12 protein-coding genes are annotated in these 13,290 nt (G+C 49.3%); 6 read left to right on the forward strand and 6 right to left on the reverse strand.

Annotated features, from left to right (window positions below):
• Positions 1-12: 12 nt before the first annotated feature.
• From ACFOET_RS06255 to ACFOET_RS06270, 4 genes are read right to left on the reverse strand one after another with little or no spacing between them, the layout of a single operon-like run.
• The gene (locus tag ACFOET_RS06255) at positions 13-522 is read right to left on the reverse strand and encodes a GNAT family N-acetyltransferase (RefSeq protein ID WP_379020683.1); all 510 of its coding nucleotides are present in this window, start codon (positions 520-522) and stop codon (positions 13-15) included.
• A complete protein-coding gene (locus tag ACFOET_RS06260; RefSeq protein WP_379020685.1) occupies positions 512-1,258 on the reverse strand; it encodes an alpha/beta fold hydrolase in 747 nt (248 codons plus the stop codon). The genes ACFOET_RS06255 and ACFOET_RS06260 overlap by 11 nt, the downstream gene beginning before the upstream one ends.
• A gap of 24 nt (positions 1,259-1,282) precedes the next feature.
• A complete protein-coding gene (locus tag ACFOET_RS06265; RefSeq protein WP_379020687.1) occupies positions 1,283-2,905 on the reverse strand; it encodes an FAD-dependent monooxygenase in 1,623 nt (540 codons plus the stop codon).
• Positions 2,906-2,908: 3 nt separating this feature from the next.
• The gene (locus ACFOET_RS06270; RefSeq protein WP_379020689.1) at positions 2,909-3,616 is read right to left on the reverse strand and encodes an SAM-dependent methyltransferase; all 708 of its coding nucleotides are present in this window, start codon (positions 3,614-3,616) and stop codon (positions 2,909-2,911) included.
• Between the two features lie 72 nt (positions 3,617-3,688).
• On the opposite strand from ACFOET_RS06270, the gene ACFOET_RS06275 reads away from it, so the two are divergent.
• The 6 genes from ACFOET_RS06275 to ACFOET_RS06300 all read left to right on the forward strand — a co-directional run bounded on the left by ACFOET_RS06275 (position 3,689) and on the right by ACFOET_RS06300 (position 10,883).
• Positions 3,689-3,862 carry a hypothetical protein gene (locus ACFOET_RS06275; protein ID WP_379020691.1) on the forward strand — a complete coding sequence of 58 codons (174 nt, stop codon included), beginning with the start codon at positions 3,689-3,691 and terminating at the stop codon, positions 3,860-3,862.
• Positions 3,863-3,895: 33 nt separating this feature from the next.
• Positions 3,896-4,282: a Co2+/Mg2+ efflux protein ApaG gene (apaG, locus tag ACFOET_RS06280; protein WP_379020693.1), complete on the forward strand. Its 387-nt coding sequence runs from the start codon at positions 3,896-3,898 to the stop codon at positions 4,280-4,282.
• 415 nt (positions 4,283-4,697) lie between these two features.
• A complete protein-coding gene (locus tag ACFOET_RS06285; protein ID WP_379020695.1) occupies positions 4,698-5,360 on the forward strand; it encodes an oxidoreductase in 663 nt (220 codons plus the stop codon).
• On the forward strand, positions 5,357-7,216 hold the full coding sequence (locus ACFOET_RS06290; RefSeq protein ID WP_379020697.1) for an ABC-F family ATP-binding cassette domain-containing protein: 1,860 nt from the start codon (positions 5,357-5,359) through the stop codon (positions 7,214-7,216). The genes ACFOET_RS06285 and ACFOET_RS06290 overlap by 4 nt, the downstream gene beginning before the upstream one ends.
• A gap of 61 nt (positions 7,217-7,277) precedes the next feature.
• On the forward strand, positions 7,278-9,137 hold the full coding sequence (gene mnmG, locus ACFOET_RS06295) for a tRNA uridine-5-carboxymethylaminomethyl(34) synthesis enzyme MnmG (RefSeq protein ID WP_379020699.1): 1,860 nt from the start codon (positions 7,278-7,280) through the stop codon (positions 9,135-9,137).
• Positions 9,138-9,338: 201 nt separating this feature from the next.
• Positions 9,339-10,883: an Ig-like domain-containing protein gene (locus ACFOET_RS06300; protein WP_379020701.1), complete on the forward strand. Its 1,545-nt coding sequence runs from the start codon at positions 9,339-9,341 to the stop codon at positions 10,881-10,883.
• Between the two features lie 3 nt (positions 10,884-10,886).
• Here ACFOET_RS06300 and ACFOET_RS06305 read toward each other — a convergent pair whose 3' ends face one another.
• Both ACFOET_RS06305 and nadB read right to left on the reverse strand, forming a co-directional pair.
• Complete coding sequence (locus ACFOET_RS06305) at positions 10,887-11,396, reverse strand: gamma carbonic anhydrase family protein (protein WP_379020703.1); 510 nt, start codon at positions 11,394-11,396, stop codon at positions 10,887-10,889.
• Positions 11,397-11,458: 62 nt separating this feature from the next.
• Positions 11,459-13,045 (reverse strand): L-aspartate oxidase, encoded by a 1,587-nt coding sequence (gene nadB / locus ACFOET_RS06310; protein WP_379020705.1) that lies wholly within the window; start codon positions 13,043-13,045, stop codon positions 11,459-11,461.
• Positions 13,046-13,290 lie beyond the last annotated feature (245 nt).

Genomic DNA, 13,290 nt, shown 5'->3' on the forward strand with positions numbered 1-13,290 from the left:
ATCCGCGCTAAATTACGGCGATTTGCATATAACTTTGCGTTCCATCGGCAAAAGTGTCATTTCTATGTGTAAAATGCCTGCATCCATGTACGGTTCACTGGTCTGTTCAAAGCCAAGTCTGTCATAAAAAGCCTTGAGGTGCTCCTGAGCACCTATTTTTATGGATTGCCGGCCAAATAGGGTGTAAATTCCGTCGATGCTACGCAACATCAATTCTTCGCCGAGGCCTTTGCCCCGGAAATCTTTTCCCACCACCACACGGCCGACACTGGTGGCGTCCGAATAGGAAACCCCATAAGGGATAAGTCTGGTATAGGCTGCCAATACAGGCCCCTGCCACGCCATCAAATGATTGCAGTTCTGATCTTTGTTGTCCAAATCACTGTAGACGCATGCCTGTTCAAGGATAAACACTTCCTGCCGCAGTTGGAGAACCTTATACAGCTCGTCCAACGATAGCGCGTCAAATGACTTCCTCTCCCAGACCAGCTGCAGGGCCCTCGGTTGTTCGTTACGTTCCACCGCCCACCTCCTCCAGTAAATCCGCTAATTTTTCTGGCATGGTCATCTGAGGATTATGGTCCGCATGCATAAGGATGACCTTCCACCCCTTGCGTTCAGCCGACGCGGCAAAAAAGGCGAAAGCATCGCGCTCCGAATCATCGCCTTCGTAGGTCAATATGTAGGTGGTCGGTATTTCGAGCCGCTTTTCGTTTTTTAGCACAATTCGCTGGGAAAACGTCTTCGCCGGATGCGGCACGTCCCGCGGAAAACCCTGGCCTTCCTTCGTCCATAACGGGTAAACCAAGCCGTCTTTCGTCGGCATCTCGCTCCCCGGACCGCTTAGGCCCCGTGCGTTGTTTACACTTTGCCCATCCTCCGGCACAAAAGCGTCCAGGTAAATCAATTTCGCGATACGCTCGGGTATACTGTCGGCTACGCCCGTCACCACCATTCCGCCGTAGCTGTGCCCCAGAAGCACGACGTTGTGCAAGTTTTCAAAAAGGATGGTGTTAACCACATCTTTGATGTGGGTATCCAGATCAATATCAGGAGAAGCCAAATGCACCCGTTCGCCGAGGCCTGATAGCGTGGGCCGATACACCAGGTTGCCCGACTGCCGGAGCAGCGAATCGGTTTTTTTAAATGACCAGCCACCGCCCCATGCGCCATGGACAAGCACAAACGTATGTTGCTGTGCGATTCCTCCGGAGGCAAGCAGCGTGCTGCACAGCAGCAGAAAAATTATCCGGTACATCTCATCGGGTTTAATTTTACATAGTTAAGGGATTTCCGGTACATTGTCAAACATTTTCCACCCAATCACCTCTTCCATATACGTATCGATCAGATCCACGTTGAGCATATCGTTCATGTAACCGATATGCATGTCCGGCCTGATAAGCACAATTTTCGTGTTCTCGGCCTTCACCTCAAACGTATCAAATACCTGTTGGTTTGCGGGAGAATAGGGCAGATAAAACAGGTGCATCTCCCTCGGGTACTTTTGCCGCATCCAACGGCCGATAAGATGAAGGTGGTGATGGCTGATGATGCCAAGCACCAACAAGACAAACCCCGGTTTCTCACACCAGCGGTGCAGGTCGGTGTGCGCCTTCGTCTTTTCATCAAATACCTGCAGAAAGGGAATGCGGTCACCGGCCCTCACGCGCTGCCCTGCGGCGTGGTGCACAGCAAGAGACGCCTTGCGGTAATGGAAGGCCAGTTGGGCCATTTCACCGAATAGCTTATTGAGTCGCTGAGCGTTGCTACCGACGACCCGCATTCCCGCAGAGACGGCGTAATCTCTCAGCGGGCTCAGCCATCCGTCCGTATTGATAGCTAACTTGAAAACACGGTCGGTAGCATCAACCGTGGCCTTAGCCACCGGCATCCGTTCCCGCTGATATGAATGCAGGATCTGCGGCGCTATCCGGCCGCTCGCCACGCCGGCCAGTTTCCAGGCCAAGTTAGCGGCATCCTGCAACCCGCCATTCATTCCCTGCCCTCCGACAGGCGAATGGACATGCGCCGCATCGCCAACCAAAAAGCAGCGCTGTCTGGCAAACTGTTCAGCCATACGCCTTTGCAGCAAAAAACTGCTTATCCAGAAGCAGCGGCTCACTTGGAGCTCGAACCCCATTGCATCATCCACTATAGGTTTGATGTCACTATACCGGATGGCGGATCGGCGCTCCGCATCCCATTTCCGGGGCAATATGCCCACGAGGCGGTACCGGCCGGCCGCATCAAGCGGAAAAACGCCCAGAAAGCCGTTTTTCGGCAGAAAGAAATGGATCATCCGTTTATACACTCCATCGATCTGCACATCGGTGAGAAAAAATCGCCCTGGGTAGCGCCTACCTTCAAATGGGATCCCTGCACAGCTTCTCACAGTACTTTTGGAGCCGTCCGCCCCGATTATCCATTTGCATTTCCACCGCTGAATCACGCCCCCCTTTTCCAGTTCAACGGTAGCGGTCCGGTCGTCCTGAAGGAGCGACACGAGCCGGGTTTCCCAGCCAACGGGACAGGCATGCTCAGTCAACCGGTCAATCAACAGCCTTTCCGTTTTTTCCTGCCCCACCAGGTGGATGAAGGGAAAGGGAGTGGTGGGATTCTCCATCATGGAAAAATCGACACGGCCCAATTGTTTCTTTCGGCCCTGTATCTGCACGCCGTAACACGAAGTTCCCTGGCTGAGCAGGCGATCGGCGAGCCCAAGCTGGCGGAACAACTCTAGCGACCGGGCATGCACGGCGATGGCCCTCGACGTTCTGTCCGGACCGTGCTTGGCATCGATAATCATCGGATTGATACCGTAGCGGAGCAACTGGGCGGCCATCATCAGTCCTGAGGGCCCGGCGCCGACGATCAACACATCCGTATATCTGGTAGTCTCCACGTCTCAAAAGATAAGAAAGACTGCCGGTTTCTTATGGAAGTCATGTTGGCCTGCTCTCCATTGGCGAAGCGGCATGCTGATGACCTGCTCGTCGGCTGCCGTCAGGTTACATGCGACGCACAGCCGCGTTTGCGGGTTGCCGGTGCGCACGATTTCGGCCAGCAGCTGGTTATTGCGGAAGGGCGTTTCGATGAAAACCTGCGTCTGTTTTTCCCGTTGGGCCACCTGTTCAAGCATCTTGATTTTCTTGGCCCTCGCGCCCTTATCTATAGGCAGGTAGCCATGGAAGGCGAAGCTTTGCCCATTGAATCCCGAAGCCATCAATGCCAAAAGGATGGCACTTGGCCCCACCAGTGGCGCAACCTTAATGCCTCGGCGGTGTGCTTCAGCCACAATGTCCGCCCCAGGGTCCGCGACGCCTGGGCATCCCGCCTCACTCATGAGGCCGACATCTTTGCCGGCCAACAAGCCTGAAAAAAAAGACATAAGGTCTTCCCTTCCACGTGTGTGCTTACCGTAGTCATGCAAGATCAGCTCACTTTGCGGCCGCTGCAATCCCGCTTGCTTAAGAAATTTCCTGGCAGATTTTTCGTTTTCAACAATGTACTCATCTAGTGTATTAATCACCTGCATGAGATAGGGAGTATAGGAAGCCGGGGCGGCGCCATCCGCCAACGGCACTGGGAGAAGGTACAATGTTCCGTAGGGCATGCACAAAAGTAGGAAATATTAGGCTACAGCCGCTTGTTTAATTCCGCGGAAACCGGAATTAAACAGTATACATTGATTAATCGCCCCAGCAACGACAATGTCCGTACCGCTGCGGCCATCCTGCGCATCGTCCAGGATGCAAGGGCAAGCGCACAAGCGTGGCACCGGTGTGCCACGTCGCCTGATGCCACGGCAATGGGACTCATGCTCCCAATTTCTTCTCCTTTCCTTTTCTTATATGGATGACATTTAGTAACTTGGCCGCAAATAAAATGCAACATGGCTACGCAGATAACTGATGGCGTAAAAGTTTCTGTTGAAACGGTGTATCAGCCGGAATACTCCAATCCGGAAAACGAGCATTACATGTTTGCGTACAGAATTACCATTGAAAACCTTGGCGACCATAGCGTTCAGCTGCTGAGACGGCGCTGGTTCATTTTTGATTCAAATGGCAGCCGACGTGAAGTGGCGGGGGAGGGTGTCGTTGGCCAACAGCCCGTTATCGATCCGGGCGAACAACACGAATACGTTTCGGGGTGCAACCTCAAAAGTGACATGGGCTCCATGATGGGCACCTACCAGATGTTACGGGAGTTTGACGGGAGCCTCTTTGAAGTAACCATCCCAAAGTTCAATCTGATTGCCCCGCACCGGTTGAACTGACGTCAGCATTTCCAGCGCCAAAAAAATCCGAAGCCAGCCCTCGTTATTAGCAGCTCGTATTTCGCGGCCGTGAATGCCAATCGAACGGTGTAACGAGGGTATTTTTCAACAACTTTCACGTGTGTCCAGCACGTTCCAAACATCAAGAAAAATAGAAACCAGCCAAATCTAACATAACGTTGAACTAAGTTTGGCATCTAGCGGTATAGCAGATGTAACATCATCGTATTTTTATCGTTTAGGTTCGATCAAAATACGATGAAAATACGATATAAATACGATCATATTACATAATCATATAGTTTTAAGCTCTATTTAAGCTGTTAGCCTTTCCGAAACAGCGTAAAAGCGACTTCTGTCAGAATATGGGGCTCTACTACTGAAGCGATAAATTTTCCGTATTTTTGCAAAAATAATGACGGTGCAAAAATCAGCTATCATATTCGGGGCCACAGGATTAGTAGGCAGGCATGTCCTTCGTGAGCTACTAAACAATCCTAGATACGGGAAAGTCACCACGGTGGCCCGTCGGGATATGAATATAAAACACGCCAAGATTAATCAGTTAATTGCTGATTTTCAGACAATTGAAGAAATAAAAGACCAGCTTGTGGCTGATGACGTATTCTGCTGCCTCGGTACAACCCGCAAGAAGACGCCCGACCTGCAGGAATATTACCGCATCGATCACGATTACCCAGTTGCCTTGGCGAGACTAACTAAAGCGAACGGGGCCAAGGCATTACTCGTGGTGTCAGCCGTCGGTGCTGATGCGGATTCAGCCAACTTCTACCTTCGGATGAAAGGACAAATGGAGCGTGACATTGTTGCGGTAGGACTGGATCGCACACACATCTTCCGGCCGTCGCTGATCACCGGAAAGCGATCCGAAAAAAGGCGGTCTGAATCTCTCGCCAAAGGGTTATTCACAGTGATTGACCCTTTCTTAATCGGCGGGTTGTCCAAGTACCGTAGCGTCCCGGCAGCCTGGGTGGCGAAGGCAATGAACAGGGCCGCGGAGCAGGAGCATGGCGGTGTTCGTGTATATTATTGGAAGCATATCAAAAATCAACTGTGAGCATATTATCAACAGAGCGGCTGGGCCATAGCTACCATGATAGGTGGCTGTTCAGGAACCTTCATTTCGGTTTGCAAAGGGGCGATCGCATTGCACTCGTCGGACCCAATGGAGCGGGTAAATCATCCTTGCTTCGAGCCCTTGCTGGCGAGCTAGATCCAGTGGAGGGAACCGTCGTACGGGAACGGGGAGTCCGGATCGGCTTCCTTTCGCAAGACCCGGCATTCGACGAATATGCAACAGTCAATGATTTCATCTACCATGCCGATAATGAGCAGCAACGGCTTGTACGTGCTTATGAGAAGCTGATAGCCGATCCCGAGGCAGATGTCCGGCGGATCACCGAGCTAACTGAACAACTCAGCGCATTGAATGCTTGGGAATATGAACATCATATCAAGAGCATCCTGACCCGCTTGCAGATCGCCGACTTTTCACAACGCGTAGCCAACCTATCGGGTGGGCAGCGCAAGCGTCTTGCCTTAGCTAAATTGCTCATTGATGAACCGGACATCTATATCCTCGACGAGCCAACAAACCATTTAGATATTGAGACCATCGAATGGTTAGAAAAGCTGCTTACCGGCGGCCAAAAGACGGTATTGCTGGTGACGCACGACCGTTACTTTCTGGATACTGTGTGCACGCAGATCCGCGAGCTAGACCGCGGAAAAATAAACAACTATGCGGGCAACTATAGCTACTATCTCGAACGGAGGGCAGAAGCCGAAGAGGCCGCAGGAATGCAGCTGGAACGGAATCGCAACCTGCTACGTAGGGAGCTGGAATGGATGCGCAGGCAGCCGCAGGCGCGGGGAACCAAGTCGAAAGCACGTATTGATGCTTTTTATGACTTGGAGGAAAAAACCAAAGGGCAGCAAAGTAACCAAACGATCCAGCTCAGCGTCAATGTAAGCCGCCAAGGCGGCAAAATACTGGAACTTGATCGCATATCAAAAAGCTACAACGGCCGACATCTCATTGGGAATTTTTCCTATGTTTTCAAGAAAGGCGACCGTATCGGGCTTGCGGGTCGCAATGGCACCGGTAAGTCGACGTTTCTGAACCTGATTACTGGCAACGAACAGCCCGATAGCGGCGCAATCACTGTCGGCGCCACCACCGTTTTCGGCTACTACCGGCAAGGAGGTTTGGCGTTGCAGGGCAACGAACGCGTTATTGACGTTGTCAAAGGGGTAGCTGAATATATTAAGATGGCCAATGGGGAATCACTCTCGGCCTCACAGCTCCTCACTCAATTTTTATTTCCACCGGAAAAACAATTCGGCTTAGTAGGCAAGCTCAGTGGGGGCGAACGAAAGCGGCTCCAATTGATGCGTGTGCTGATGCAGAACCCCAACGTACTTATATTGGACGAACCTGCCAACGATCTGGATATCGATACGCTAAATGTGCTTGAGGCCTTTCTTCTAAATTACAGCGGAGTGCTGATCCTGGTATCTCATGACCGATACCTGCTCGACCGGCTAACCGATCAACTGTTTATTTTCGATGGTGCCGGTGCTGTATCCATCTATAATGGTAACTATGCGGCCTACAAATCGGAACAGGCAGAAGTAGAACGAGAGGTAAAAGCGATCGAAGCCCCTAAAATAGCCGAAAGTTTTCCCACACCATCCAAGAAAATAAAACTCAGCTACAAAGAACGCCTCGAGTTTCAAGCCTTGGATCAGGAGATAATGCATTTGGAGCAACGCATACAGGAACAGACCGAGATATTAAATAACATAACGGACCATACCGAACTTGCCGATATCGCAACTGAATTAACGAAACTCAATCAAGAGCTTGATGCCAAATCGGAGCGTTGGATTGAGTTAAGCGAATATAATTAAATGTTCCACGTGGAACGTAGTGGAAGTCTCGTGTTCCACGTGGAACAAAAATTTCGAAATCATGTTTAAAAAATATAACGTTATTGTAGTAGGAGGGGGGCATGCTGGCTGTGAAGCCGCTGCGGTTGCAGCCAACTTGGGTTCTTCGGTGCTGCTGATCACAATGAATATGGGGACTATCGCGCAAATGAGTTGCAATCCAGCTATGGGCGGGGTAGCCAAAGGCCAGATTGTTCGCGAAATAGACGCCATGGGGGGTTATTCAGGAATTATCGCTGATAAGACTACCATACAGTTCCGCATGCTAAACCGCTCTAAAGGGCCCGCCATGTGGAGTCCGCGGACGCAAAACGACCGCATGCGCTTTGCTGAAGAATGGCGTCTTCAACTAGAGTCTTTGCCGAATCTTGACATGTGGCAGGATACGGTCCGCGAAATCGTGGTGAAAAACGGAAAGGCCACCGGGGTGATGACATCACTCGGGATATCCATCGAAAGCGATGCGGTAATACTTACCAACGGCACGTTCCTCAACGGCGTTATCCATATCGGTGAAAAAAAATTCGGAGGCGGCCGCACAGGCGAAAAGGCCGCCACAGGCCTAACGGAACAACTCATCGCATTGGGTTTTGAATCCGGTCGTATGAAAACCGGTACCCCGCCGAGGATAGATGGGCGTTCGCTCGACTACAGTAGGATGGAGGAGCAATGGGGTGACGAGGAGCGTGGACGCTTCTCGTTCACGGATGTTCCGCTCGCTGCCGAACAGCGGTGCTGCTGGATCACCTACACGAACGAACGGGTTCATGAAACACTAAAAAAGGGATTCGAAAGATCACCGATGTTCACCGGTCGTATTAAGGGATTGGGACCACGCTATTGTCCCTCAATAGAAGACAAAATCAACCGCTTCGCTGAACGCGACAGGCACCAGATATTCGTGGAACCAGAAGGATGGAAAACGGCCGAAATATACGTTAACGGTTTTTCCACGTCCCTGCCTGAAGATGTGCAACAAGATGCATTGCGTTTAATTCCTGGCTTTGAAAACGCAAAAATGTACCGTCCGGGGTATGCCATAGAATATGATTATTTTCCCCCGATGCAGCTTGACCTTACCCTGGAAACGCATCACATCAAGCACCTTTTCTTTGCGGGTCAGATCAACGGTACCACAGGCTATGAAGAGGCAGCGAGCCAGGGATTCATAGCGGGGATAAATGCGCACCAACGCATAAACGACCAGCAAGAGCTTATACTTAAACGATCTGAATCATACATCGGGGTGCTCATCGACGACCTGGTGACTAAAGGTACCGAAGAACCGTACCGTATGTTTACCTCACGCGCCGAGCACCGTCTCCTTTTGCGCCAGGACAATGCAGATGCACGACTTACGCCAATTGCGCACCGGCTGGGCTTGATTTCGGATGAACGGCTTGAACGAGTGAAACGGAAAGTAGAATCAGCGGATGAGATCGTGGACTACATGCGCAAACAATCGGTGACCGCGGCAGATATGAATCCGATCCTTATCCAATTGCACTCAAGCCCAATCACGCAGAAGACGCGCCTATTCCATTTACTTACCAGGCCCCAAGTGTCGATATTCGATGTGGCACAAGCGCATGCACCGTTTGCAGAATTGGTCAACCGATATGATAAGGAGATAATTGAGCAAGCAGAAATCAAAGTAAAATATGACAGCTATTTCGAAAAGGAAATGGATATCGTAAACAAAATGCGAAAAATGGAGGATCAAGAAATCAATCCGGATTTTGACTATAGCTCCTTGGTCTCCCTTTCCAAAGAAGCTCGTGAAAAATTAGTAAAGGTGAAACCACGTACATTAGGTCAAGCAACCCGGATTTCCGGCGTCTCGCCCTCGGATATCTCTGTTTTAATGATACATATGTCTTAACTTATTGATTTACAAATAATTAAGCTAAAAACAAGGCGACCTCCATAGTTTGGATATAACGCACTTTCTTAACCCCGACCGATGACAGATTCACCGAAATCAAAAAAGCGCTCATATCGGCTAAAAAGCATCTTAAATCCAAAATGGCTTTTTCAACTCTTTTTTATTACCCTGATTTCGCTTACATGGCAATGCGCAAGCATGCAACAGCCTACAGGCGGTCCGAAAGACACCATCCCGCCGACAATCATCAGCGAGTTGCCACCGAACATGACGCGAAACTTCGATGCGGAAAAAATCATTATTGAATTTGATGAATACATTAAGCTGTCCAATCCGTTAAAAGAAATAAGCGTTTCGCCAGACATCGAACAACCGATAAATCCGAGGATCAAGCGAAAAACCATTGAAATCGCCCTGCCGGATTCTCTTGAAGAGAATACAACCTATACTATAAACTTCGGCAAATCGATTGGGGATTTCAACGAGGGAAATCCAATTCTGAATTATAGCTACGTCTTCTCCACCGGAGATGTAATTGATTCCCTTTCCATATCAGGGCGAGTAATAAATGCACTCACCAAATTGCCAGAAAAGGAAATAACAGTAATGCTTATACCCACACGACAGGATTCCATCTTCGGCAAACGTAAAGCAAACATATTCACACTGACGGACACCGCAGGAAATTTCAGGCTGAACTACCTTCGGGAAGACACGTACCGAATCTACGGCCTAAAAGAAGAAAACAACGACCGAATCTATAATGCTCCGGGTGAATCGATCGGCTTCCTCAATGACTCGATCGTGCTTAACCGTGACACCGCAGGAATCCTCATCGAACTGTCCCGTGGCATCCCACGGGACTTCCGACTGCTTGATCGGAAGATTGAATCCAATGGAAAGGTGCTATTCGCCTTCAATAAACCACTGGAAAATCCTGAGATCACAATCAGCTCCCCGTCTAACCTCGATACCGATAAAATCATTGAGTATACCAGTAACAGAGACTCAGCCACCGTTTGGTTAAGTGATCTAACATTTGATTCGTTAAAGGTAAAATTTTCGGACAATGGCGTCCTGCTCGATTCAGTGACAATGCGGCGTGGACGCAACGACAAATATGACCGCGATTTCATCGTCACCAATAATCTCAATAGAAACCGCGTGACGCGGACAAAACACATCGAACTGACAGCGGGTTCGCCCGTACAATCAATAGACCGAAGCAAGATCATTCTTCTGGAAGACTCCGTGGCAAGAACCAATTTCCAACTCGCAAAAGACACCACGGCCCTGCGCCGCTATATCCTCCGATATAATTGGCGTCCGAAACGGAACTATCAACTAACCTTAGAAGAGGGCGCCTTTAGGGGCTTCTTCGGCGACAAAAGCAAAAGCGTGGATAACTCGTTTACATTGGACGAAACGGATAACTTTGGCGATATCGTCCTGAAAGTTACGGTCCCGGACACGTCACACCAGTATCTCGTGCAGCTTATCAACGAAAAAATGGACGTCATCTACCGAAGTGTTCCGATCTCAGCTTCGCAAAGCATCCCATTTCGCCAGTTTCCAGGCGGAAAATACACCATACGGGTAATTTACGACACAAATAACAATGGAAAATGGGACACCGGAGATGTCCATCAACGGCGCCAACCCGAACGTGTATGGTATATCGGAAAGACCTTTATTATCCGAGCCAACTGGGAGCAAGAAGAGGTCTTAAACGTGCCAAACTAAGCCTCAGGAAAACCAGCCGGAGTACATAACATAACGGTTGGGCAGCTCATCAAGCAATCCGCGCTGCTCCTCCGTAATAGGTTTTATTTTCTTTGCAGGAACGCCCGCATAGAGGTAACCGCTCTCACATACGGTGCGCTCGAGCACGACGGCCCCCGCCGCTATAATCACATATTCTTCCACCACCGCATGGTCCATTACAATAGCACCCATACCAACCAGTACCCTATCCATCACTGTACACCCATGCACTATCGCCTGATGGCCGACATTTACATGATTGCCAATTACTGTCGCTGCAGCCTGGTAAGTGCAATGAACCACGGCACCATCCTGGATGTTGGTATAACGCCCTATCCGTATACTATTCACGTCCCCCCTTACAACAGCACTAAACCAAACCGAACAATGGTCGCCCAATTCCACATCACCCACCAACGTAGCATTGTCCGCGATAAAACATTCATCGCCTATGGTGGGATAAATTCCGTTAACCGGAAGTATTAACGCCATGATCCTTGTCCTTTATCAGTGGTTAATGCCACAATTTCCAATCACCAGCATGACCTTAGTCATCAAAATATAGTGTCCGTGCGCAACTCAGACCGTTGCGGATAATCCGTCGTGTAATGCAATCCCCGGCTTTCCTTTCTTGCCATCGCAGCCTTAATCACTAAATAAGACACCTGAATCACATTGCGCAATTCACACAACTTCACAGAAAGTTTGGTATTCTTATAAAAGCTTTCCGTTTCATCATATAACAGCCCGAGCCGCCGCATCGCCCGTTCCAGACGGAAATCGGAGCGTACAATACCTACGTAATCGCTCATAACCTTCTGTGTTTCCCGAAGGTTGTGTGTGACCAAAATGTCTTCGTTTGATAATACTGTGTCCGAATCATCCCAATCAGGAATATCTGGAGGCAACGCCATCTGTCCAATCCGTTCAACCGCATCGGTATATATACGATGTGCAAACACAGTTGCCTCCAATAATGAGTTGGACGCCAATCGGTTAGCACCATGAAGACCTGTCGAAGCACATTCACCGCAGGCATAAAGATGCTGGATCGTAGACCGGCCGCACTCATCTACCATAATCCCGCCGCAAAGGTAGTGCGCGGCCGGAGTAACAGGAATATAATCCCTTGACATGTCAATGCCTATCGAAAGGCATTTCGCATATATGTTTGGGAAATGCTTCAAAATCTCTTCCTTGCTCCGGTGAGTGATATCTAGAAATACAAAATCATCCCCCGACTTCTTCATCTCCGAATCGATTGCCCTTGCCACTATATCCCGTGGTGCTAAGGATGCCCTGGCGTCATACCCCTCCATGAATGGCGTCCCATCCCTTCTCTTTAACACCCCACCAAAGCCCCTGACCGCCTCCGAAATCAAGAAAGCAGGATATTCGCCGGGATTATAAAGGGCTGTTGGGTGAAACTGAATAAACTCCATGTTACGAACCTTCCCCTTAGCGCGGTAAACCATCGCTATCCCGTCTCCCGTAGCGATGACAGGATTCGTAGTGCTCGAATAAATGTGACCCGCCCCTCCGGATGCCATCACCGTCATCTTACTAAGCACCTTTTCCACACGATTATCCACTGTATTGAGCGCATATACGCCGTAACAGGTGATATCCGGTGTACTCTTGTCCACAAACGCGCCTAAGTGATGCTGTGTAATCAGGTCGATGGCGAAATAATGGGTCAGTATTTCTATATTGGGATTTCCGTGCACATTACTAAGCAAAGCCCGCTCAATCTCAAATCCGGTAATGTCCTTATGATGCAACACCCGATGTTCGGAATGCCCCCCTTCCTTTGCCAAATCATACATGCCGCTCGTCGTTTTGTCGAAATGTGTACCGTAGTCGATGATCTCCTGTATACGCAACGGACCTTCGCGGACAACGTTTTCCACAACAAGCTCATCACAAAGTCCATCGCCAGCCAACAGTGTATCAGCAATATGCTTCTCAAAAGAGTCAGACTTATCCACAACAACCGCTACGCCGCCTTGTGCATACTTGGTGTTTGATTCGTCTTCGTTAGCTTTGGTAATAATCATCACCTTCCCGTGTTTCGCGGCCTTCAACGCAAAACTTAAACCGGCTATTCCCGAACCAATAACTAAAAAATCAACGTGATGCATAGCAAAAAATAAACCGGTAAAAAGAACAGCTTAACACGTGTGCATTGTTGTGAATAACGTGTAAACTAACCGTTGAATAAAAATGAAAAGTTCCTCAATAAGTACTCTTTCACAACTTCTAAACAACGCGCATCAAAAAATCCCCACTTATCCGCCGCAATATTAACAAATAACCGACAATAAACAGTGAACATGCTACTGGTGAAAAACAAAAAATGAAAAATAAAATCCCTTGAAAATCAGCC

Source organism: Parapedobacter deserti (assembly GCF_042646065.1).
GTDB classification, from domain to species: Bacteria; Bacteroidota; Bacteroidia; order Sphingobacteriales; family Sphingobacteriaceae; genus Parapedobacter; species Parapedobacter deserti.